Below are 24,426 nucleotides of genomic sequence, written 5' to 3'. Positions count from 1 at the left end.
ATGCATCCCGATGAGCTTGCATAGTCAAGTGATTCGGGTGAGAGAGAGCAGCTAACAACGCTGCAACGTCAAGTAAGAAGGGAAAAATGAGCGACACCGTATATCAGGACACATGCTATGGACCAGTAGCCGACACTGTGATGTCACGTGCGGCGAAAATTCGCCTACTGATTTGTGATGTCGATGGTGTGATGTCCGACGGCCTGATTTATATGGGTAATCAGGGCGAAGAGCTGAAAGCTTTCAACGTGCGTGATGGCTATGGTATCCGCTGCCTGATAACCTCAGGTATTGAAGTAGCCATTATTACTGGCCGTCGCGCAAAATTACTGGAAGACCGCGCCAACACCTTAGGCATTACCCACCTTTATCAAGGGCAATCTGATAAGCTGGTGGCCTATAACGAATTGTTGGTAGCATTAGCATGCCAGCCTGAGCAGGTTGCTTATATTGGGGATGACCTGATTGATTGGCCGGTCATGGCACAAGTTGGGTTATCTGTTGCAGTCGCGGATGCCCATCCGTTACTTCTTCCCAAGGCACATTATGTGACGCGAATCCATGGCGGGCGCGGTGCAGTACGCGAGATATGTGATTTGATATTATTAGCTCAAGATAAACTTGAAGGTGCCAAAGGATTGTCGATATGAGTAAAACAAGACTATGGATAACATTATCCTTGGCACTGATTGCTTTGGCATTGATTGGCTGGAATATATCCGGCTTTAATCAGCAGGACACACAAACCGTGGCCACTGATAATGAGCCTTCTTCGCAGAGCCAGCATACTGTGACCGTGGTATTCAATCCGGTCGGGCAATTGAATTATAAATTGGTGGCAGAAGACGTACAAAACTTCAGCACTCAAGAGTTAACCTGGTTTACCAAACCGGTCATGACTCTGTTTGCGGAGAATGCAGTCGCTACTTGGACAGTGCGCGCCGACCGCGCCAAACTGACCAATGATAAGATGCTGTATTTGTATGGTCATGTTGAAGTTGATAGCCTGACACCAGACGCACAGTTACAAAAAATTAAAACCGATAACGCCCAGGTTAATTTGATCACTCAGGATGTATCCTCAGACGATGAAGTTACCCTCTTTGGTGTTGGATTCACATCTAACGGCATGAAAATGCGTGGGAACTTGCGGGACAAAACCGCTGAGCTGATTGAAAAGGTTAAAACCTCTTATGAAATCCAAAAATAAACTTCGTCATTTTTTGCTTGCCAGTTCACTTTTGGCCGCAAGCCTGCCCGCTCTGGCGTTAACGGGTGATACTGATCAGCCCGTCACGGTTGACTCCGTTAAACAAGCGTTAGATATGGAGGCCAATACTGTCACATTTACCGACAATGTGGTTATCAAGCAAGGTACCATTGAGATTAAAGCTGATAAAGTCGTGGTTACGCGCCCAGGCGGTGATCAAAGCAAAATGGTCATTGAAGGTTATGGTAATCCAGTCACTTTCTACCAGATGCAAGACAGTGGCAAACCCGTAAAAGGCCATGGGCAGAAACTGCGTTATGAAGTCGCAAATGATTTTGTGGTGTTGACTGGCAATGCTTATCTGGAGCAACTTGATAGTAATATCAAAGGTGATCGCATCACTTATCTGGTGAAAAAACAGCAGATGGAAGCCTTCAGTGATAAAGGCAACCGCGTCACCACCGTGTTATTACCGTCCCAATTACAAGACAAAGGGCCAGCAGCTTCAGGCCAAAAGAAGAGTAAGTAATCATTTATGGCAACATTAATCGCAGAAAAGCTGGCTAAGGCGTACAAAGGCCGTAAAGTGGTCGAAGACGTAAGCCTCAATGTGAAATCCGGTGAGATAGTGGGCCTGCTTGGGCCGAACGGCGCAGGGAAAACTACCACTTTTTATATGGTCGTCGGCATTGTCCAGCGTGACGCCGGGCGTATTGTGATTGATGACGAAGATATCAGCCTCTTGCCTCTCCATGAACGCGCTCGTCGCGGTATTGGTTATTTACCGCAAGAAGCCTCTATTTTCCGCCGCCTGAGTGTATTTAACAACTTAATGGCGGTGCTGGAGATCCGTAAAGACCTCTCTGTTGAGCAGCGTGAGGAACGGGCTGATGAATTAATGGAAGAGTTCCATATCACCCATTTACGTGACAACTTGGGGCAATCGCTTTCCGGTGGTGAACGCCGCCGTGTTGAAATAGCCCGTGCACTGGCGGCAAATCCTAAGTTTATTCTGCTGGATGAGCCTTTTGCCGGGGTTGATCCGATTTCCGTTATCGATATTAAAAAAATTATTGAACATCTACGCGACAGTGGTCTTGGCGTTCTTATTACCGACCATAACGTGCGTGAAACGTTAGACGTCTGTGAGCGGGCTTATATCGTAAGCCAGGGTCATTTAATCGCTCACGGTACGCCACAGGAAATCCTGGCTGACGAACAAGTTAAGCGTGTTTACCTCGGTGAAGAATTCCGTCTCTGACCTTTTTCCAATACCCAATAGATTTCAAGGTGCAGGAAGGCGGCAAACAATAAAATCGGTCATAAATCGATTTAAACAGCATTTATGCTAGCCCGCAGGTGCGGCCAAGTAACCGGCAGCCAATACCCCTGCAATTTGAAAGATGACGGATATTCCTTCATCTATAAAGGAAAATTGATACCGCATTATGAAGCAAGGTTTGCAACTCAAGTTCAGCCAACAACTGGCTATGACTCCGCAGCTTCAACAGGCTATTCGCTTGTTGCAGCTTTCTACACTTGAACTCCAGCAGGAGATTCAGTTAGCGCTGGAGAGTAACCCCCTGCTTGAGCAAACTGATCTTCATGAAGAGATAGATGCAAAAGAGACCGTAGACAGTGAATCGCTTGATACCCGCGAGGCGCTGGAACAAAAAGATATGCCCGAAGAGTTGCCACTTGATGCCACCTGGGATGAGATCTACACCGCAGGCACGCCATCAGGAATGGGCAATGATTATAGCGATGATGAGTTGCCGGTTTATCAAGGGGAAACGACCCAAACGCTACAAGACTACCTGATGTGGCAAGTGGATTTAACCCCATTCTCTGATACTGATGTTGCCATTGCGACCTCTATCGTGGATGCGGTCGATGAAACCGGTTACCTTACGGTGCCACTGGAAGATATTCTGGAAAGCATGGGGGACGAGAACGTCGCACTGGATGAAGTAGAAGCGGTGCTTAAGCGGATACAACACTTTGATCCTATTGGTGTCGCGGCACGTAACCTGCGTGAATGTCTGTTGGTACAGTTGTCACAATATGACAAAGATACCCCCTATCTTGCCGAAGCACGTCTGGTGGTTAGCGATTATCTGGATTTGCTGGGTAACCATGATTTCCGTACGATGATCCGCTTGAGTCGGCTAAAAGAAGATACACTTAAAGAAGCGATCGGCCTGATTCAGTCTCTGGATCCGCGTCCGGGTCAATCCATCAATACCGGGGAGTCCGAGTACGTCATTCCCGATGTTTTGGTGCGTAAAGACAAAGATCAATGGACGGTCGAGCTGAATGCCGATAGCATTCCACGCCTAAAAATCAACCAGCAGTATGCGGCGATGGGTAGCAGTACCCGCAATGACAGTGACGGGCAGTTTATCCGTAGCAATTTGCAAGAAGCAAAATGGTTGATAAAAAGTCTTGAAAGCCGCAATGAAACACTGCTGAAGGTGGCGCGTTGTATTGTAGAGCAGCAAGTAGCGTTTTTTGAGAATGGGCCTGAATTTATGAAACCCATGGTACTGGCCGATATCGCCCAGGCTGTGGATATGCATGAGTCGACAATCTCTCGCGTGACCACGCAGAAGTTCCTGCACAGTCCACGGGGTATTTTCGAGCTAAAATATTTCTTCTCCAGCCACGTCAATACCGATAGCGGAGGTGAAGCTTCTTCCACTGCAATTCGTGCACTGGTGAAAAAATTGGTTGCAGCAGAAAATCCTGCTAAACCTCTTAGTGACAGTAAACTGACCACATTATTATGTGAACAAGGCATCATGGTGGCACGGCGTACCGTCGCGAAGTACCGAGAGTCGTTATCCATCCCGCCGTCAAATCAGCGTAAACAGTTGGTTTGACCTGAACTGAGAAGGAAGACACTATGCAGCTCAATATTACCGGACATCATGTCGAAATAACCGAAGCATTACGCGAGTTTGTTACCACTAAATTTGCCAAACTTGAGCAATATTTTGATCGCATTAACCAGGTATATGTGGTTTTAAGTGTTGAGAAAGTAAAACAAATTGCAGAAGCAACGGTACATGTGAATGGAGGCGAGTTGCACGCAAGCTCAGAGCAGGAGGATATGTACGCCGCAATTGATATTTTGGTTGATAAACTGGCCCGCCAGTTGAACAAACATAAAGACAAATTGAAACAACACTAAGAATCCTTGCGACTGTTATACCCAAAGAACATGGCGTTGCAGGTAGGCAGCAAACGAATGACAAATTGGCCAGAAACCGATTTTAATCGTATTTCTGCAAGCAGGCTTATTCATCTCGATGAACTGACTAAAGTCAGTGATTCGGGTAAGTAAACATAGCGAACAACCCTGTAGCTTCAAGTACAAAGGGTATATTCACCCATAAAGGTTCTACACTCGCTACATAACCGTTTCCAGCGTCGGGAGTGAATCTCCGCCGGAAACGGTTTAAAACAGCGCTTAAGTGAAAGATGAGATGATCAACGATCCAGCATTGCAATTAAGCTCGGTATTAAATATCGAGTGCACCAAAAGCTCCGTACATTGCTCAAGTAAAAAACGGGCTTTGGAAATTATCAGCGAGTTGGCTGCCAAGCAACTTAACCTACCTTCACAGGTGGTTTTCGATGCTGTCTTAACCCGCGAACGTATGGGCAGCACCGGTATTGGTAGTGGTATCGCGATACCTCATGGCAAGTTGGAAGAAGACACACTGCGTGCAGTGGGTGTATTTATCCGTCTGGAACAACCTATTGCCTTCGATGCTATTGATAACCAACCGGTTGATCTGTTATTTGCCTTGTTGGTTCCGGCAGATCAATGTAAAACTCACTTACACACTTTGTCTTTAGTGGCCAAGCGATTAGCTGATAAAACAGTGTGTCGGCGTCTGCGTGCAGCACAAAGTGATGATGAGCTTTATCAAATCATTACTGAATTACCACCGGAAACGGCGTAATTGGGAAAGTGGAAACTATTTTATCCGTTATGCCCGGATCTTGTAGCCGGAATATAGGGTTCTAATGTATACCCAATAAATTTCAAGATGTGGGCAAGCGCTCAACACGCCTACAACTTGAAAGATGACGGGGATAAATACCAAGGGGAGTTACTCACATGGTGCTGATGATTGTCAGCGGCCGTTCCGGTTCAGGGAAGTCTGTTGCTTTGCGCGCATTGGAAGATATGGGCTTTTATTGTGTCGATAACTTGCCTGTGGTTCTGCTGCCGCAATTGGCGAGTACACTTGCCGATAGGAATATCTCTGCCGCAGTGAGCATAGACGTACGTAATATGCCTGAATCACCTGAGGTATTTGAACATGCCATGACTCAACTGCCGGACAGCTTTTCACCACAGTTGCTGTTTTTGGATGCCGATCGCAATACCCTGATTCGTCGCTATAGCGATACCCGTCGCTTGCATCCGTTATCGACCAAAAACCTGTCATTAGAAAGTGCTATTGATGAAGAAAGTGACCTGTTGGAGCCTCTGCGCTCACGGGCTGATCTGATCATTGATACCTCTGAAATGTCAGTGCATGAATTGGCTGAGATGCTGCGTACCCGCCTGTTGGGTAAACGTGAACGCGAATTGACGATGGTGTTTGAGTCTTTTGGCTTTAAACACGGTATCCCCATCGATGCCGATTATGTTTTCGATGTGCGTTTCTTGCCAAACCCGCACTGGGACCCTAAATTACGCCCAATGACAGGTTTGGATAAGCCAGTAATCTCTTTCCTGGATCGCCATACCGAAGTACATAACTTTGTGTATCAGACCCGCAGCTATCTGGAACAGTGGCTGCCGATGCTGGAAACCAATAACCGCAGTTATTTGACGGTTGCCATTGGTTGTACTGGTGGTAAACACCGCTCGGTTTATGTCGCTGAACAGTTGGCCGATTATTTCCGCGCTCGCGGCAAAAATGTCCAATCACGCCACCGTACTCTGGAAAAGCGTAAATAATGACAATCAAGCAGACCGTTGAGATCAAAAACAAGTTGGGGATGCACGCCAGACCCGCAATGAAATTGTTCGAACTGGTTCAGAGTTTTGATGCTGAAGTAATGTTACGCAACGATAGCGGTACCGAAGCTGAGGCCAGCAGTGTTATTGCACTGCTGATGCTGGATTCAGCCAAAGGCCGTCAGATTGAGGTTGAAGCGACCGGCCCTGATGAAATTCAGGCGCTGGCGGCAGTGATTGAGTTATTTAATTCCGGCTTTGATGAAGATTGATTTTCACCGCTCAGGTGAGCGGTGCCCAAACAATCACTAATGGCTGAAGCACACCACCTTTGCTATTCAACATTTTCACACCTATCCCCCTTAACCATCGTTCACGCTGACCGATTCACGTGATTATCGCCTTTTGGTGCTATCCCGGTCCTTTCAATTAAATACAGCGCCCACCCCTTTTCACTGCCAGAAAACCCATGATGCTAACTGATGGCCACCACCAACAGCATGACGCCCATACCAGCACAGATACTCCTCCCTTTCAGCGGCATCGATAAATCGTGGTGTTCTTGTCTGTTGGCCGATACAACCGAGTTTCCTGTTACATCAGTGCCGGTCACACCTGTTACCCTCTATTCCCTATTGTTCCTCCATTTATAACTCGCTCTAGCTGGATTGATGTTTATTTTTGTGAAAATTTGAATTTTAAATCCACTTTAAATCAAAGCATTACATTACCTCCTTTACCTATTGTTAACAATTGTGAGTTTAATCGCATTTACTTGCTGAAAAAACCCTTACTTTTAACTTTATTAAACATTAAATAACTAAAATTAACATCCTCTATTTCTGTACAACGCCAGCGCGATAACCAAACGGATTTTCGCTGAACCTTGTTCCCCTGCAAATAACTAAAATAAGAGGCTCCATCATGTCTGAATCACCCACTGAACAATTAGTGATACCTAACGTGGTCCCCGCAGAGAACCATGCCTATCGCAAGGCTGCGTGGCATATTTTACCCTTACTGATGCTGTGCTATGTCGTCGCTTATTTAGATCGGGTTAACGTTGGCTTCGCCAAATTGCAGATGGCGGATGACTTACAATTTTCAGAGGCGGTGTATGGATTCGGCGCCGGGATCTTTTTTATTGCCTACTTCTTTCTGGAAATCCCCAGTAACCTGATGCTGCACCGCGTAGGGGCACGGTTGTGGATTGCGCGTATTATGATCACCTGGGGCATCATCTCGGCAGGGATGGCTTTTGTCACCACACCGATGTCATTTTACGTAATGCGTTGCTTGCTGGGAATTGCAGAGGCTGGATTCTATCCCGGCGTCATTCTTTATCTTTCTTATTGGTTCCCAACTAACCGCCGTGGCCGCATGTACGCCTTATTCGCCACCGCCGTTCCATTATCCGGCGTGATAGGCGCACCGTTATCGGGTTGGATCATGGGCGCATTTAATGGATTCCATGGCTTTGCAGGTTGGCAATGGATGTTTATCCTGGAAGGTATCCCATCCGTTTTAATCGGTATTTTGGTGATTTTTAAACTGACTGACCGTATCAGTCATGCCAAATGGCTAACCGACGAAGAGAAAAAGATCTTACAGACCAACATTGATAACGACACACAACATCATGTCCACAGCAGCCTGAAAGAGATTTTCCTGCAACCCCGAGTCTGGTTGCTCACGCTTATCTATTTCTGCCTGATTGCAGGTTTCTACACTATCGGCTTCTGGTTACCGACACTGATCAAAGAGAGTGGGGTAAAAGACGTACTGAGCATTGGTTTGTTAAGTGCCATTCCTTACGGTGCCGCCGCTCTGACCATGATCGTAGTATCACGTAGTGCTGACCGTTTGCGCGAACGGCGCTGGCATCTGGCTTTAACCGCGACATTGGGCGGGATCGGGATGATTATTTCCGCCAGTTTCAGTGACAACATCGTTATTGCCATGATGGGCTTAACTCTGGGTGCCATGGGGGCATTGAGTACCTTGCCACTATTTTGGAGCCTGCCAACTGCGTTCCTCGGTGGAACCGCAGCCGCAGCCGGCATCGCTCTGATTAACTCCTGGGGCAACCTGGCAGGCTTTGTCGCACCTTATATGATGGGCTACCTGAAAGACCTGACCCAAAGCACCACTACCGGAATGCTGATTATTTCCACCATGCTATTTATTGGTGCGGCGCTCGTATTTTTAGTCCCGGCCAAGACAGTAAACCGCTAACAATGCAGATAAAGGATAAGACGATGAACATAATGGTAACAGGAGCTGCGGGCTTTCTTGGTCGTCGGTTGATTGAACATTTACTGACACAGGATTATCTAACCGACCAGCAAGGTCAGCAGCGTCGGATCAGTAAAATTATAGCCTGTGATGTGGTGCCTCTGGAGGCGATTACAGATGAACGGGTACAGGTTTTTTGCGGTGATATCGCTGATCCGCACTGGCTTGCCAGCGTTTTTAATCAACACGTTGACACCGTTTTCCACCTGGCAGCGATTGTCTCCAGTCAGGCAGAAGAAGATTTTGATTTGGGTATGCGGATCAATTTTGATGCTACCCGCAGTTTACTCGAGCGCGCTCGTCAGCTTGGACACTGCCCTAAAGTGATTATCACCAGTTCAGTAGCGGTATTTGGCGGTGAGTTACCGGCTGTCGTGCCGGATGAACAGGTATGGTCGCCTCAGAGTTCCTATGGTACGCAAAAAGCATTAAACGATTTATTGTTAGCAGACTATAGCCGCCGGGGATTTGTTGATGGTCGTAGCCTGCGTATGCCAACCATTGTGGTACGCCCAGGAAAACCAAACCGCGCGGCCTCCAGTTTTGCCAGCGGCATTATCCGTGAGCCGTTGCAAGGTATTGACGTGGTTTGCCCTGTTAGCCTGCAAACACCGTTATGGCTGCTATCGCCGAAGATGGCAATTAATAATCTTATCCATGGTCACCAATTGGATACCAGTCAACTTAAGGGTGGGCGGGTGATTAATTTGCCTGGGCTATCTATTACCGTACAGCAAATGATTGATGCATTGCGGCGTATTGCAGGTGACGCTGTCGCTGATCACATTAAGATTCAGCAAGATCCCTTAATTGAGAAAATCGTAAGCTCTTGGCCTGGGGATTTCGCAGCACATTATGCCAAAGCATTAGGCTTTAAGAGCGATAAGGATTTTGACAGTATCATCAATGATTTCATCCTCGGTAATTTACCTGGCAAGCTAGTCAAATCACTTGAATAGCGGGCGACAAAATCAGGTTGTATTCCCTCCGGTGATAATGCCATCCAGAGGGCGGCCATTGGCGTTAATCATCAGATAATTGAAACCAATCCTGATGAGTAATCGTTTGCTAATCGCAAAAATGCGGCTTTTACCCCTTGCAGAGAAACCACACGCGAGTATAATTCGCCACAATTTGCCGGGAGATATGATGGAAAGCCAAGTGCGTTTTGTTGAAAATGACCCTCTCGATGGTCGACAAAATTGCCTGCCAACAGGCAGCCAACTGCCGTTCTTTCTCCCGTTGCTAAACCGATCCCGTAAGGCCCCTCGTTGAGGGGCTTTTTTTTGTCTGCTGATCGGTGCCGAATTAAGCATTATCACCAATTAAAATATATACCCTAAATAATTCGAGTTGCAGGAAGGCGGCAATTGAGTAAATCCCCAGGAGCTTATTTATTTTAAGGTCAACGACAAGTAAGTCACCGGGGTGAGCGAAAGCAGCCAACACACATGCAGCTGGAAGTATAACGGGTCATAGAGGAGAGCGAAAAATGGCCAACACGTTGTATCACAAACATATCATCTCAATTAACGATTTATGTCGCGACGAACTGGAGTTGGTGCTGCGTACCGCCGCCAGCCTGAAAAGTAGTCCGCAACCTGAGTTGCTAAAACACAAAGTGATCGCCAGTTGCTTTTTCGAAGCCTCGACCCGCACTCGTTTGTCATTTGAAACCTCCATACACCGTTTAGGTGCCTCAGTGGTCGGTTTTTCTGATAGCAGTAATACCTCCCTTGGCAAAAAAGGCGAGACACTGGCAGATACTATGTCAGTCATCAGTACCTATGTGGATGCCATTGTCATGCGTCACCCACAAGAAGGGGCCGCCCGTCTGGCCGCTCAGTTCTCGGGGAATGTACCGGTAGTTAATGCCGGTGACGGTGCAAACCAGCACCCGACGCAAACGCTGCTCGATCTGTTCACCATCCAGGAAACCCAAGGCCGGCTGGATAACATCAATATCGCTATGGTCGGCGACCTGAAATATGGCCGTACCGTGCACTCACTCACGCAGGCGCTAGCCAAATTCACCGGCAACCGCTTCTTCTTTATCGCCCCGGATGCTCTGGCAATGCCTGCTTATATTCTGCAAATGCTGGCAGAAAAAGGTATCGAATACAGCCTGCACGAAAGCATTGAAGAAGTGGTGCCAGAACTGGATATTCTCTACATGACCCGGGTGCAAAAAGAGCGCCTTGACCCGTCAGAGTATGCCAATGTCAAAGCACAGTTTATCTTGCGGGCGGCTGATTTGAATGGCGCGAAAGAGAATCTCAAAGTGCTACACCCGCTGCCAAGAATTGATGAAATAACCACCGATGTCGATAAGACCCCTTATGCCTACTATTTCCAACAGGCAGGTAACGGGATTTTCGCACGTCAGGCACTGCTGGCACTGGTTTTAAACGCAGAATTGGCTCTTTAAGGGGGATTGAACATGACTCAGGATTACAAACTACAGGTTGAAGCGATTAAATGTGGCACTGTGATTGACCATATTCCGGCACAAATCGGCTTTAAATTGTTGTCGCTGTTCAAACTGACCGCCACTGATCAACGTATTACTATTGGATTGAATCTACCGTCTAAACGGTCAGGTCGTAAGGATTTGATTAAAATAGAAAATACCTTCCTGACAGAGCAACAAGCCAACCAACTGGCGATGTATGCACCGGATGCTACCGTTAACCGCATCGATAACTACGAAGTGGTGAAGAAACTGACCCTAAGCCTGCCAGAGCAGATCGATGGCGTTCTCACTTGCCCAAACAGTAACTGCATCAGCCACAATGAGCCAGTCGACTCCAGCTTTAAAGTAAAAGCACAACAAGGTGAAATCCACCTTAAATGTAAATATTGCGAGAAAGAGTTTGATCACCAGGTAGTGCTGCAAGCGGATTAAGTGCTGCAAGCGGATTAATGCTCGGCTTAAGCGAATATTGCTGCCCGTTAATATTTACAATAGTGGCAATATTCGCAGCAATGCAACATCGCAAATTTGATTCGCGTGGGTTGCCGTAACCCACCCCATCTTTATAATATAGAAATAATTAAACCCAATAGATTTCATGGTGCAGGAAAGCGGCAAACGCTGGCCCGTAGGATGAGGCTTATAGTCCCGATGAGCGCAGCCAATATACCAGCAACATGAAAGATGACGGGTTCCTTCCGCATTACGTAACCAGGAGTCAACATGTCACGCAATATCAGCACTGAGCTCGCCCCTGCCGCCATCGGCCCTTATGTTCAAGGTGTCGATCTGGGTAGTATGATCCTCACGTCAGGCCAGATCCCTGTTGATCCAAAAACAGGTTTGGTCGCCGATGATGTATCAGCACAGACGCGTCAGTCACTGGAGAATGTAAAAGCTATCGTTGAAGCAGCGGGTTTGAAAGTTGCCGATATCGTGAAAACCACTGTATTTGTGAAAGATCTGAATGACTTCACCACAGTTAATGCCACTTACGAAGCTTTCTTTACTGAACACAATGCGCCATTCCCTGCGCGTTCATGTGTTGAAGTTGCGCGTCTGCCAAAAGATGTGAAGATCGAAATCGAAGCTATCGCGGTACGTCGTTAATTCTGATGTCATTGCGTCTACGGCTGGTGATTACCAGCCGTTTTTTATTGTTATCCTGCTAATATTTTCTCTGTGCCTTTCACAATGCGCTATTGCAGATCATCATGATCATGATGTGGCAACTTTCTGCTCGGTAATAATGCACTACACTCACTAATTGCACCCTAATAGGGCTGAAATCGCTCTAATCCCCTTTATTTTGCCTGTTTTACGAGCTGGCACAGTTTATGCGTGATCACCAATACAGCCTGTTCTGTTAGCGAGGTGATAATGCTGAACATCGACCTTTCCGTATCACGATTTTTCGATGAAATGTTACTGGCTGAGGGCCAACACCGAGGCCATTACGATGCCTATTGGCAATGGTTACAACAGGCCGATCAGCTAACCATTGCGCGTAAGCGTGAAGAAGCTGCACTGCTATTTCACCGGGTAGGCATTACCTTTAATGTGTATGGTGACGATGATGGCGCAGAGCGATTAATACCGTTCGATAGCGTGCCACGCATTATTCCCGCCAGCGAATGGCAAATGCTGGATCGCGGCATTCGCCAGCGCGTACAAGCGTTGAATGCGTTCTTACATGATATTTACCATGAACAACATATCCTGAAAGCGGGCATTATTCCGGCCGAACAAGTGCTGGCGAATGACCAATATCAGCCCTGTATGCAAGGGGTTAACCTGCACCGTGATACTTATGCACATATCATCGGTGTGGATATGGTCCGCAACAACGATGGTCTCTATTACGTGCTGGAAGATAACCTGCGTACCCCGTCCGGCGTCTCGTATATGCTGGAAAACCGTAAAATGATGATGCGGCTCTACCCGGAGTTGTTTGCACAACAACGCATCGCACCTGTTGAGCGCTACCCTTCTCACCTGTTACAAACGCTGCGCGAAAGCACACCGGTCAACGACCCCACCGTCGTGGTGCTAACCCCGGGGCGCTTTAACAGTGCCTATTTTGAACACAGTTTTTTGGCTCAACAGATGGGGGTTGAACTGGTTGAAAGTGCTGACTTATTTGTCAAAAAAGGGGCAGTATTTATGCGAACTACCGCAGGCCCCTGCAAAGTCGATGTTGTCTACCGGCGGGTGGATGATGCCTTCCTCGATCCGCTGGCTTTCCGCCCTGACTCCATGCTCGGTGTCCCCGGACTACTGTCGGTATATCGCGCAGGTGGGGTGGTATTGGCTAATGCGATTGGTACTGGCGTCGCCGATGATAAATCCATCTATCCTTATGTCCCTGAAATGATTCGTTTTTATCTTTCCGAAGAACCTATTCTGGCGAATGTTCCCACCTGGCAATGCCGTCAACCCACTGATCTTTCATATGTATTAGCTAATCTGGATCAGATGGTAGTGAAAGAAGTTCATGGCGCCGGGGGATATGGCATGTTGATTGGCCCTGCGGCGACACAAGCTGAAATAGCCCAATTCCGCCAATTACTCTTGGCGCGACCACAAAATTACATCGCACAAGAAACCCTCGCCCTTTCTACCTGCCCGACCTTTGTGAATAGCGGACTTGCACCGCGCCATATTGATTTACGTCCTTTTGCCCTGTGTGGTGCAGAAATTCGTTTAGTGCCTGGGGGCTTAACCCGAGTCGCACTGGCAGAAGGGTCGTTGGTCGTTAACTCTTCGCAAGGTGGCGGAACCAAGGATACCTGGGTATTGGAGGACGATGCATGCTAAGCCGAACAGCCAGTGAGCTTTATTGGATGGCCCGCTATCTGGAGCGGGCAGAAAACATCACCAGGGTGCTGGATGTCACCAACCGGTTATCGATGATGCCAACCAGCAATCGGGTGAATTTTGATCTACTGGTGCCACTCAGCCTGAGCAACACCCAGACACTGTTTATCGAGCACTATCCGCAGGTCTCGATGACCCACCTGTTGAATTTCTTCGTGCTCGACAGCAACAACCCCAGCAGTATTTTTAGTTGTTTGCAGATGGCGTGGAACAATGCCCATGCAGTACGCGGCAGCTTATCGTCCGAGGTTTGGGAAAGTATCAATGCCACCTGGATTGAGATGAAACAGCTACGCCGCCAAGGTATCAGCGCTACCGGAATTGATGCCTTTTTTGATTGGGTTAAGGAGCGCTCACATCTATTTCGCGGTGCGGTATATGGCACCTTGCTGCGCAGTGATGCACTGTATTTTATTCGATTGGGTACCTTGATTGAACGGGCTGACAGCACCGCGCGCCTATTGGATGTGAAAAACCAATTACTGGATAGCGACGATGACCCGGTACGCGAATACTACCGGATGGACACCTTATTACGCGCCGTCAGTGCTCGGGAGGCATACCACAGTTTATATAAGCAGCAACTGAGTCGGGAGGCGATTGCTGAGTTACTGATTTTACGCAATGAGATCCCGCGTTCGCTGCTGGCTTGCATTAACGATATGGAACAGCAGTTGGCGTTGATTGGTGGCAATCGTAGCAACCAACCTCGGCGGCTGGTCAATATTTTGCTTGCTGAGCTGCGATTTAGCAGCATTACGGATGTGATGGCCGACGGATTACACAGCTATCTGATGGATTTTTTAGGCAAGATCAACGCTATCGCTGACAGCATCCGCCAAACCTATCTGGAGGTCCAATGAGACTGAATGTCGATCACAGTACCCATTACACCTATGCACAACAGGTGCAACACAGCACCCAGTATCTGCGCCTGACCCCACAGGATTCGGCCCACCAGCGCATTTTATCCTGGCAACTGACCTTACCGGAAGAGGCCATTTGTACCACGGATGCCTTTGGTAATGTGCTACATGTACTCACATTGGATAAACCTCATCAGGCCATCACCATTCAAGCTCAGGGCGTGGTAGAAATTGCGGACAATGTAGAAGATGACAGCGGCGACCACCTCTCTCCACTGGTCTTTCTTCGCCACAGCCCATTGACTCAGCCGGATGCCGCCATTCGCCAGTTTGCTTCAAGTTATTGTCAGGGGGTTACCCATGCCGATGCACAATTAGACTGCCTGACGCAAATGATGGGAGAATTGCTGGCAAAAATGCCCTATAGCCCCGGCACCACCACGGTGCAGGACAGTGCAGCACAAGCTTTTGCCGCCGAACAAGGGGTGTGTCAGGATCACACCCACGTCTTTCTCGCCTGTTGCCGGAGTTTAAATATTCCGGCACGCTATGTGAGCGGCTATCTTTATACAGAATCCTCCAGTCATGTCGCGACCCATGCATGGGCAGAAGTGTGGCTGAATGGGTATTGGCAGAGTTTTGATGTCACCAATAATACCTGCCAACCGAACCAGCATTTGAAACTGGCGGTAGGCATTGATTATCTGGATGCCTGCCCAGTGCGGGGTATTCGCCGTGGTGGTGGTTATGAAGATATGCAGACCATCGCAGCCGTGCATATGTTATCTAATCCGCACCGCGATATGTCGCAATAACCCGCGTTTCTGACAAATAAAATAGCCCTAATGAGATAAGGCTCTAAGGATACTGTGTTATGACCTACTGTGTGGCCATGCGGCTGTCATCCGGGTTAGTGTTTGCCTCTGACTCCCGTACCAATGCCGGGGTGGATCATATTTCCACTTTTCGCAAATTACACCTGTTTCAGCAAGAGGGTGAACGAACGCTGGTGGTGCAAAGTGCGGGGAATCTGGCAACCACACAGAGTATTGTCAGTTTGCTGCAACGCCGCTGTCTGGACCCGGAACAAACTAACCTGCTGAATGTGCGCTCGATGTATGAGGCCGCAACACTTCTGGGCGAGACGGTGCGCGAGGTGATTAACCGAGACAGCGGTGCGCAGCAAAACAGCGGCGGAACCGATTTTAACTGTAACCTGTTGTTAGGCGGGCAAATTAAAGGTGAAGGACTGCGGCTGTTTCATATTTATCCGCAGGGTAACTTTATTGAAGCCACGCAGGACACGCCCTATTTTCAAATTGGCGAAAGTAAGTACGGCAAACCGATTATTGATCGGGTGTTGAATTACCACACCACGTTGGATCAGGCCATGCAGTGCGCGTTGATCTCGATGGACTCAACCTTGCGCAGTAATTTATCCGTCGGTTTACCGCTAGATGTGATGATCTATTCACTCGATAGTTTCAGTACCGAACAGCAATATCGCATCACCGAAGATCACCCCTACTTTATGATGATCCGTAAGGGCTGGGGCGAGGGGCTAGTGAGTATTTTTGCGCAGTTACCCGCGCTAAAGCTGGGAGAGTGATTTAGTTTTGGTGATGGATAGGCTCTGGTTTCGGTTGATATGCATTCAGTGTTCACCTAACCATTGCGGCCTCCATCCTCGTCGGCAATATTCCTGATTACGCTCAACGTCAAAAGAGATTCAGAATCAAAACCATAGCGTTTTGTTTTGAATTGGCCTTTGAAGTTAAAAGCACATTTGAGCTGCCGAGCAAGGAGAGAAGCCACTGATCTGAACTAAATCATTCCCTCACCCAATAAATCCCCTCATATGCCCGCAACACCATCTCCTGCGGCTGGAAAGCACTTTCGCCGTAGCTGCTCATCAACAATTGCCAGTTACCGTCCAGCGCAATCTCCTCTGGCTGCCACTGTTGCGGTTCACCGCTCAGGTTAGCCACCACCAACAACTGTTTACCCTGCCAGTGGCGCAAGTAGCACCACAACTCTGGATGTTGCGGGCAGAGATCACGATAGTCACCAAAAGTGAACACATCATGTTGTTTACGCAGGGCTATCAAATATTGATAGGCATAAAACACCGAGTCAGCATCAGCCAGCGCGCTATCAACATTAATTTCAGCATAGTTACTGCAGGGTTCGATCCATGGGGTTCCCTGACTGAAACCGGCATTACGGCTGCGATCCCATTGCATCGGGGTACGACTATTATCACGAGATTTGGCTGCCAGAATCGCTAATAACTCGTCAGGATCGCGATCTTGTGCACTCAGCTCAGCAAACATATTCAGACTTTCGACATCACGGTATTGATTAATCGAGGTAAAATTAGGATTGGTCATGCCAATCTCTTCGCCTTGGTAGATATATGGCGTACCTTGCATACCATGCAGCACCATTGCCAGCATCTTGGCCGCTGGCACGCGCAGTGCACCTTCGTCACCAAAGCGCGATACAATGCGCGGCTGGTCGTGATTACACCAGAACAACGCGTTCCACGCACGGTTATGCATCCCCTGCTGCCACTGGTTAAATATCTGTTTGAGTTCCACCCGATCCGGCGGCATTAGCGACCATTTGGCCCCATTAAGATAATCCACTTTTAGATGATGGAAATTAAAGGTCATCGACAGCTCATCCCCGCCCAATGCGGCATAACGCTGGCAATGCTCAAGGCGGGTGGACGACATCTCGCCAACTGTCATCAGGCCGCGCGGTTGAAACACATCACGGCTCATTTCTTGTAAAAATTCGTGGATACGGGGGCCATCGGTATAGAAACGGCGGCCATCACCCGCAAAATCATCCGGGAAGTCTTGCTGTTTGGATACCAGATTAATTACATCCAGGCGCAAACCATCCACACCAATATCAGCCCAAAACTCGCACACTTTCTTCAGTTCATCACGTACCGGCTGGTGCTCCCAATTAAGATCCGCCTGCTCGGTAGCGAACAGGTGCAGATAATATTGGCCGCTTTCAGCATGCCATTGCCAGGCATTACCACCAAATTTCGAGCGCCAGTTATTCGGTAAATTATCACCCTCACCATCACGCCAAATATAGAACTGACGGTACGGGCTGTTGCGCTCCGCTGATGCTTTAAACCAGGCATGTTCAGTCGAGGTATGATTGAACACCATATCCATTACGATACGAATACCCCGCTGATGAGCAGCCGCAACCAAAGTTTTGAAATCATCTAAGCTGCCGTAAGCAGGGTCAATGGCACAGTAGTCGGCAACGTCATAGCCGTTATCCACTTGTGGCGAGACATAAACCGGTGTCAACCAGAGGGCATCAACGCCGAGTTTGTGCAGATAATCCAACCGTTGCGTCACGCCAGCCAGGTCACCATAGCCATTACCGGTGCTATCCTGAAAACTCTTCGGGTAAATCTGATAAATGACGCCGTTTTGCCACCAAGGGATAGGATTATTCATAGCAGACTCTTATTCGTAGTAAAAACAGAGAAAATTAAAGAAACAGCTCCGCCACAGGATAACCTTTGGCGGAGAAATACGATTTAGACCGGTAATTCGCCACGACTCTCTTTACGTTTGTAAACCAGTATAGTCAGCACCAATGGCACCACGATCGCCACTAACATTGCCACAGCATAAATCGCCCAGAACTGTGGTTTGATGGATAAAATACCAGGCAGGCCACCGACACCAATACCGTTCGCCATCACCCCAGTCAGACCACAAATGAGGCCCGCCAACGCAGAACCAATCATGGCGCACAACATCGGGAAGCGATATTTGAGGTTGATACCGTACATTGCCGGTTCTGTGACACCCAGATAGGCTGAAATTGCCGCAGGTACCGATATTTCGCGCTCATTGATCTTGCGGCTAATGATAATAATGCCCAATACCGCAGATGCCTGTGCGATGTTAGACAGCGCAATCAGCGGCCATACCGGTGTACCGCCCATGCTCTGAATCATCTGCATATCAATGGCTAACGTGGTCTGATGCACACCGGTAATGACTAGCGGCGCATACAAGAAGCCAAACAGTGCGGCACCAATCGGCGCGAAGCTGCCTGTCATAACAGCTTTCACTCCCCAGGCCACACCATCACCAATCATGCGACCAAATGGCCCGATAAGCGTATGGGCGAGGAATACCGCCAGCAACAGGGAAACTACCGGCACCACCACCAAATAAAGATAGGCTGGAATGATTTTCTTCAGATTAGTTTCAATCCAACCCAGCGCCAAACCCGCCAAAATTGATGGAATGACCTGTGCCTGATAACCTACTTTCTCAATGGTAAACCAGCCAAAGTTCCAAACTTCGGGGATCTGTTGCCCCAGCAGGTAGGAATTCATCAGTTGTGGTGATACCAAGGTGATACCCAACACAATCCCCAATACCGGGGTGCCCCCCATTTTCTTCACTGTCGACCAGCAGATAGCCACCGGTAGGTAGAAGAAGATGGCTTCGCCCAGCAACCAGAGAAAGTCGTAAATGGTTTTCCATGCCGGATACATCTGTGCCAGCGTTTTGCCATCAGACATCGGAATATCGCCAATCACATTACGGAAGCCAAGAATCAAGCCTCCGCTGATCAGCGCTGGCAGCAACGGGAAGAAAATCTCGGCAAAGTGAGAAATACCACGTTCAAACCAAGTCATGTTCTGCCGTGCAGCCAGTTTGGTCTGCTCTTTATCCACTTCATTCAGGCCAATTTTAGCAATCAGCGCTTGATAGTAATCGTCAACTTCAGGCCCGATAACCACTTGAAATTGCCCGGCATTAGTAAAGCAACCTTTAACCATCGACAGATTTTCAATTTCTTTAGGTGAAGCTTTAGAGGGGTCATTCAACACAAAGCGTAGCCGGGTAATGCAGTGGCTGACGGTGGCAATATTATCTCTGCCTCCCACCAGTACGATCAATTGATCGATATCTTGTTGTTTTACTTTGCTCATTTCAACGTACCTTTCGTAAAGGTGAGATAACGTGCGACTTATTCGTTTTTCTTAATAAAAGCAGTAGGGTCAGTCTTAAAGAAAAAATACATCGATAGCCTGTTAAATATACAGCTCATTAAAGATTAGCTATGTATTGATTTTTATGGAATGGGAACGTTCCCAACTTGCGTTAGAGATCACAATTTGACAACTTTTTATGATGTTATTGGCCGTAAACCATGGGTTCGCCCATCACGCACTCCCACCACACAGGGTGGGATTTCAGATAGCATCACGTCGAGAAAAGAAGAATCAGGCCAGTTGACCAGGAATGATAATTTGTTGAATTGATTGACTATGATTAAGTTGATCAAGTAATTGTTGGGCGGCTTTCACTCCTGCGGTGCCATAACCCAGCTCGACTGACAGGGTATTTGGGAACAAAAAGTGCAACAGCGGTGTATTACCAATGCCGCAGACCTGAATGTGTTGCAGGCTCTGCTGTTGTAAATACTTACTCACCCCCATAGCGATAGTGTCAGAGGCACACACCAGCGCCGAGGTATCGGGTTTTATCACCTGAGGTGCGAGCTGGAAGCCACTTTGATAACTCAGTTCACCCAGTGCAACTGTCGGTAGCAGGCCATGTTGTTGGCTGTAATCAAGATAAGATTGATGACGACGCATACCGGTAGTGGCATCCGACGGCTGCACGCCAATATAGCTAATATGCCGATGCCCCGCGTGACGTAATTTATCCATTAACAAGCGCACTGCCCCGTCGTCGTCGTAGCATACGGAAGAAAAACCCGCATACTCGCGCGCCAGCACCACCATTCGTTCCTGCCATGGCGAGAGCATTTCTGCGGTTAACCCAGTGAAACCAAACAAAATGACGCCATCTACATGGCGCTGTTGCAACACATGTAAATGTTCACTGACTAATTCAGGATCAAACTGGCTCTCCATCAGGATAGGGTCATAACCTTGCTGATAGAACAGTGGCAGCATCGTGCGCACCGCCTGATTTTCAGATGGCGAATCCAGACGCGAGACAATAATACCCACAACTTTATCACTCTGACCCCGCATGGCTCGGGCTGATTTGGACGGGGTAAATCCCTGCTGACGGATGACAGCTTCCACTCGTTCACGAGTTTGTGGACTGACGCTACCTTCGTTATTCAATACCCGTGAAACCGTGGATTTTCCAACTCCACTCATGCGGGCAATGTCCTTTATGGTCAAACGGTTTTGCATGGTTTACCTAATGTTTAGGTTTGGAAACATATAATAAACTGATTATTTATATTACCGAAGTTGTGGGAAGTCTAGCATGCGCAGAATCAGACTCAGCGCATGATATCCCAATGACTCGCAGCATATTACTGCCCTAACGGCATATCTTACCGTCGGGGTGGTCTTTGGCGTGGCGAGAACAGTGATGCGGTTTAATGTCTGTTTAGCTGTTAGACAGCCGCTAACAATCTTTAAATAAAACCGGAGGTTAATTACCCAGTGGACCCTGTTCCCTCGACCTACACCTTTTGGTGTGTCCGGTAAGGTAATTCCCCATTCAGGGTGGCTGCTTTATCGGATAACAATCTGATAAGCGGTCACTACGCACGTCCTTGCGTTAGTTTCTGCTGATGATGTTTTTGCTCTCTCTACGGCAGATTTGCCGTGGGCGCAACATAAAGACCGTCCGACAAACGGCTTTGTGACATGACAGTAAGGCTCAAACCATGCAAGTTAAAAATTTCACCCGGCAGTTGCTCAATGTGTTGAGCCGTAACCTGCCTCGCCGCCTAATTCGCCGGGAAACCATGTTAGATGGCTTGCCGCAGGGAAGTGCGACAAAAGATTTGCCCGCAGCGCTGACTCAACAACGTTTGCAGTGCGCGAATGAAACGCCACCACAACTTTATCTGCGTTTTCAGAGCCACCCCGAAGGGTTAACGGAACAAGAAGCAGCAGCCATTCGCCTGCAAAATGGCAGTAATCTCATTGAAAATCAGCAAGCTACCAGTTGGTGGGTCCACTTATGGCACTGCTATCGCAACCCGTTTAACTTGCTGCTCACCATTCTGGCTCTGATTTCCTACGCCACCGAAGACCTGACCGCCGCATTGGTGATTGGTGCCATGGTGTTAATTTCCACCCTGATGCATTTTATCCAGGAAGCACGTTCTAACCGCGCTGCGGATGCTTTAAAAGCCATGGTCAGCAATACCGCAACCGTGGTGCGCAGTGATGCCCATACGGGCAAGAGCGAGCATCGTGAGCTACCGATCTCTCAGTTAGTGCCTGGCGATATCATCAAACTATCTGCGGGCGATATGATCCCGGCGGATTTACGTATTCTGGTGGCCAAAGATCTGTTTATCAGTCAGGCCGCCTTAACCGGTGAGTCACTGCCGGTTGAGAAAGTGGCGCAATGCCGTGAGTGTGAGGAACAAAATCCACTCGAACGAGACACGCTGTGCTTTATGGGCACCAATGTCGTTAGCGGTTCGGCACTGGCTATCGTGGTGGGCACCGGTAACCAAACCTATTTCGGTCTGCTGGCAGAGCGTGTAACGCATCAGGATGAGCAACCTAATGCCTTCCAGAGTGGCATCAGTAAAGTCAGTTGGTTGCTGATTCGCTTTATGTTAGTCATGACACCTATCGTGTTGTTGATAAACGGCTTTACCAAAGGTGACTGGTGGGAAGCCGCGCTGTTCGCGCTCTCGGTTGCTGTGGGTTTAACCCCGGAAATGCTGCCGATGATCGTCACGTCGACGTTGGCAAAAGGGGCGGTGAAACTGTCCAGGCAGAAAGTGATCGTCAAGCGCTTAGATGCTATTCAGAACTTTGGCGCGATGGATATTCTGTGTACCGATAAGACCGGCACCCTGACGCAAGATAAAATTGTGTTGGAAAGCCACACCGATGTGTTTGGGGCCAATTGTGAGCGGGTGCTGCACTACGCCTGGCTCAACAGTTATTACCAAACGGGATTGAAAAATCTGCTGGATGTCGCGGTGTTATCTTCCATGGTTGAGTCAAAAGACTCAGAATCTCGGGCAGCCGATACGCTGGCGGGTTACCGCAAAATCGATGAAATCCCATTCGATTTTGAACGCCGTCGCATGTCAGTGGTGGTCAGCGATAAAGCAGATTATCACGAACTTATCTGTAAAGGCGCGCTGGAAGAGATGTTGTCCATTTGCCGTCATGTCCGCCAAGGGAGTGAAATTATCCCATTGACCGACGCGCTGTTGGCAAGCATCCGCCGCATTACCGATGAACAGAACCAGCAAGGACTGCGAGTGGTGGCGGTTGCCACCCGTATCATGCCAGCTTATCAGCAGGATTATGCTGTTATTGATGAATATGACCTGATCTTGGAAGGGTATATCGCCTTTCTCGATCCGCCGAAAGAGAGCACAGCGCCGGCGCTGCTGGCACTAAAACGCAATGGCGTTAACGTTAAAATTCTTACCGGTGACAACGAGTTAGTTGCGCGTAAGGTATGTAAAGATGTTGGATTATCTGTCGAGCATGTCTTGCGTGGCAGTGATATCGAACAGATGACGGAGACACAACTGACGGAGGCCACCCGCACCACCACGGTGTTCGCCAAGCTGACACCAATACACAAAGAACGTATCGTACAGAACCTGCGTAATGCCGGTCATGTGGTCGGTTTTATGGGGGATGGCATCAATGATGCACCGGCACTGCGTGCTGCTGATATTGGGATCTCGGTGGATTCAGCAGTAGATATTGCTAAAGAAGCCGCCGATATCATCTTGTTGGAAAAGAGCCTGATGGTGCTGGAGCAAGGGGTAATTGAAGGCCGCCGCACATTTGCCAACATGCTGAAATACATCAAGATGACTGCCAGCTCTAACTTTGGTAACGTCTTCAGCGTCCTGATTGCTAGCGCATTTTTGCCCTTCCTACCCATGCTGCCACTCCATCTGTTAATCCAGAATCTGCTGTACGATATTTCGCAGATTGCTATTCCATTCGATAACGTTGATGAAGAGCAACTGGCAAAGCCACAACGCTGGAACGCCGGCGATTTGGGGCGATTTATGGTGTTTTTTGGTCCGATAAGTTCTATTTTTGACGTACTGACTTTTTGCCTGATGTGGTGGGTATTTAAAGCCAATACGCCAGAAATGCAGACATTATTCCAATCCGGTTGGTTTGTTGAAGGACTGCTGTCCCAGACCTTAATTGTGCATATGATCCGTACCCGTAAAATTCCCTTCATCCAGAGCCGTGCCTCTTGGCCGCTGTGTCTAATGACACTGGCGGTGGTGGTTATTGGTATCGGGCTAACCTTCTCTCCACTGGCTGGGTTCCTGCAATTACAAGCGCTGCCACTTTCTTACTTCCCATGGCTGATAGTGATCCTAACCGGCTATATGGTGACAACGCAGTTGGTTAAAGGGTGGTTTGTGAGGAGATATGGCTGGCAGTGATTTGATTATTAACCGCGTGAGTGTTGCGCCATCCACGGTGCAGCGGCTTGTCTCCTGTCACTCCGCGCTTTCACCGGAAATGGCTGTGAAACTGACGGCAGTTCTGGGAAGCACTCCGGCAATGTGGCTCCGCCTCCAGGCGGCTTACGATCTAGGGAAAGCAGAAGAGAGCATCGATATTTCAAATCTGACTAAATTGTACAAACCAGAACCCGTATCACTACATAGCTGATACGCCCCAACGCCCCTCGGTTTTTCAACGGCTGTCTACCAC

23 protein-coding genes are annotated in these 24,426 nt (G+C 48.4%); 20 read left to right on the top strand and 3 right to left on the bottom strand.

Going from position 1 to position 24,426, the window contains the following annotated elements; translation table 11 throughout:
- Nucleotides 1–86 precede the first annotated feature (86 nt).
- From A6J66_019430 to A6J66_019345, 18 genes are all read left to right on the top strand, one after another.
- The gene (locus A6J66_019430; protein PNM26142.1) at nt 87–650 is read left to right on the top strand and encodes a 3-deoxy-manno-octulosonate-8-phosphatase KdsC; all 564 of its coding nucleotides are present in this window, start codon (nt 87–89) and stop codon (nt 648–650) included.
- Nucleotides 647–1,210, top strand: a complete 564-nt coding sequence (gene lptC, locus A6J66_019425) for an LPS export ABC transporter periplasmic protein LptC (protein ID PNM26141.1) — start codon at nt 647–649, stop codon at nt 1,208–1,210. The genes A6J66_019430 and lptC overlap by 4 nt, the downstream gene beginning before the upstream one ends.
- Entirely contained in the window at nt 1,194–1,739 is a 546-nt protein-coding gene (locus tag A6J66_019420; protein ID PNM26140.1) for a lipopolysaccharide ABC transporter substrate-binding protein LptA, read from the top strand. Before lptC ends, A6J66_019420 begins: the two co-directional genes overlap by 17 nt.
- A gap of 6 nt (nt 1,740–1,745) precedes the next feature.
- The gene (gene lptB, locus A6J66_019415; GenBank protein PNM26139.1) at nt 1,746–2,471 is read left to right on the top strand and encodes an LPS export ABC transporter ATP-binding protein; all 726 of its coding nucleotides are present in this window, start codon (nt 1,746–1,748) and stop codon (nt 2,469–2,471) included.
- 187 nt (nt 2,472–2,658) lie between these two features.
- The gene (locus A6J66_019410) at nt 2,659–4,092 is read left to right on the top strand and encodes an RNA polymerase factor sigma-54 (GenBank protein ID PNM26138.1); all 1,434 of its coding nucleotides are present in this window, start codon (nt 2,659–2,661) and stop codon (nt 4,090–4,092) included.
- Nucleotides 4,093–4,115: 23 nt separating this feature from the next.
- Nucleotides 4,116–4,403: a ribosome hibernation promoting factor gene (locus A6J66_019405; GenBank protein PNM26137.1), complete on the top strand. Its 288-nt coding sequence runs from the start codon at nt 4,116–4,118 to the stop codon at nt 4,401–4,403.
- Between the two features lie 295 nt (nt 4,404–4,698).
- Entirely contained in the window at nt 4,699–5,181 is a 483-nt protein-coding gene (locus A6J66_019400) for a PTS IIA-like nitrogen regulatory protein PtsN (GenBank protein ID PNM26136.1), read from the top strand.
- A 158-nt stretch (nt 5,182–5,339) separates the two neighbouring features.
- Entirely contained in the window at nt 5,340–6,191 is an 852-nt protein-coding gene (locus tag A6J66_019395) for an RNase adapter RapZ (GenBank protein PNM26135.1), read from the top strand.
- Entirely contained in the window at nt 6,191–6,463 is a 273-nt protein-coding gene (locus tag A6J66_019390; protein PNM26134.1) for a phosphocarrier protein NPr, read from the top strand. The genes A6J66_019395 and A6J66_019390 overlap by 1 nt, the downstream gene beginning before the upstream one ends.
- Before the next feature lie 652 nt (nt 6,464–7,115).
- Nucleotides 7,116–8,426 (top strand): MFS transporter, encoded by a 1,311-nt coding sequence (locus A6J66_019385; protein PNM26133.1) that lies wholly within the window; start codon nt 7,116–7,118, stop codon nt 8,424–8,426.
- A 23-nt stretch (nt 8,427–8,449) separates the two neighbouring features.
- A complete protein-coding gene (locus tag A6J66_019380) occupies nt 8,450–9,445 on the top strand; it encodes an NAD-dependent epimerase (protein PNM26132.1) in 996 nt (331 codons plus the stop codon).
- 533 nt (nt 9,446–9,978) lie between these two features.
- On the top strand, nt 9,979–10,914 hold the full coding sequence (locus A6J66_019375; protein ID PNM26131.1) for an aspartate carbamoyltransferase: 936 nt from the start codon (nt 9,979–9,981) through the stop codon (nt 10,912–10,914).
- A 12-nt stretch (nt 10,915–10,926) separates the two neighbouring features.
- Nucleotides 10,927–11,391: an aspartate carbamoyltransferase regulatory subunit gene (locus tag A6J66_019370; GenBank protein ID PNM26130.1), complete on the top strand. Its 465-nt coding sequence runs from the start codon at nt 10,927–10,929 to the stop codon at nt 11,389–11,391.
- Nucleotides 11,392–11,682: 291 nt separating this feature from the next.
- Nucleotides 11,683–12,069, top strand: coding sequence for a 2-iminobutanoate/2-iminopropanoate deaminase (locus A6J66_019365; protein PNM26129.1), 387 nt, complete (start codon nt 11,683–11,685; stop codon nt 12,067–12,069).
- A gap of 270 nt (nt 12,070–12,339) precedes the next feature.
- Nucleotides 12,340–13,776: a circularly permuted type 2 ATP-grasp protein gene (locus A6J66_019360; GenBank protein PNM26128.1), complete on the top strand. Its 1,437-nt coding sequence runs from the start codon at nt 12,340–12,342 to the stop codon at nt 13,774–13,776.
- Nucleotides 13,770–14,699, top strand: coding sequence for an alpha-E domain-containing protein (locus A6J66_019355; GenBank protein ID PNM26127.1), 930 nt, complete (start codon nt 13,770–13,772; stop codon nt 14,697–14,699). Before A6J66_019360 ends, A6J66_019355 begins: the two co-directional genes overlap by 7 nt.
- Nucleotides 14,696–15,517, top strand: a complete 822-nt coding sequence (locus A6J66_019350) for a transglutaminase family protein (GenBank protein ID PNM26126.1) — start codon at nt 14,696–14,698, stop codon at nt 15,515–15,517. Before A6J66_019355 ends, A6J66_019350 begins: the two co-directional genes overlap by 4 nt.
- A gap of 59 nt (nt 15,518–15,576) precedes the next feature.
- A complete protein-coding gene (locus A6J66_019345; protein ID PNM26125.1) occupies nt 15,577–16,311 on the top strand; it encodes a peptidase in 735 nt (244 codons plus the stop codon).
- A 220-nt stretch (nt 16,312–16,531) separates the two neighbouring features.
- On the opposite strand, the gene treC is transcribed toward A6J66_019345, so the two are convergent.
- The 3 genes from treC to treR form a co-directional block, all read right to left on the bottom strand.
- Nucleotides 16,532–18,193: an alpha,alpha-phosphotrehalase gene (gene treC, locus A6J66_019340; GenBank protein ID PNM26124.1), complete on the bottom strand. Its 1,662-nt coding sequence runs from the start codon at nt 18,191–18,193 to the stop codon at nt 16,532–16,534.
- Between the two features lie 83 nt (nt 18,194–18,276).
- Complete coding sequence (locus tag A6J66_019335; protein ID PNM26123.1) at nt 18,277–19,692, bottom strand: PTS trehalose transporter subunit IIBC; 1,416 nt, start codon at nt 19,690–19,692, stop codon at nt 18,277–18,279.
- Between the two features lie 294 nt (nt 19,693–19,986).
- The gene (gene treR, locus A6J66_019330; GenBank protein PNM26122.1) at nt 19,987–20,934 is read right to left on the bottom strand and encodes an HTH-type transcriptional regulator TreR; all 948 of its coding nucleotides are present in this window, start codon (nt 20,932–20,934) and stop codon (nt 19,987–19,989) included.
- A gap of 485 nt (nt 20,935–21,419) precedes the next feature.
- Between treR and mgtA the strand changes: the two genes are divergently transcribed.
- Both mgtA and higA read left to right on the top strand, forming a co-directional pair.
- Complete coding sequence (gene mgtA / locus A6J66_019325; protein PNM26121.1) at nt 21,420–24,152, top strand: magnesium-translocating P-type ATPase; 2,733 nt, start codon at nt 21,420–21,422, stop codon at nt 24,150–24,152.
- A complete protein-coding gene (gene higA, locus A6J66_019320) occupies nt 24,139–24,384 on the top strand; it encodes an addiction module antidote protein, HigA family (protein ID PNM26120.1) in 246 nt (81 codons plus the stop codon). Before mgtA ends, higA begins: the two co-directional genes overlap by 14 nt.
- Nucleotides 24,385–24,426 lie beyond the last annotated feature (42 nt).

The organism is Yersinia enterocolitica (assembly GCA_002082245.2).
Lineage (GTDB): Bacteria > Pseudomonadota > Gammaproteobacteria > Enterobacterales > Enterobacteriaceae > Yersinia > Yersinia enterocolitica_E.
Note: the sequence above shows the minus strand (reverse complement) of the source record. Positions and strands in the feature narration are given on the sequence as shown.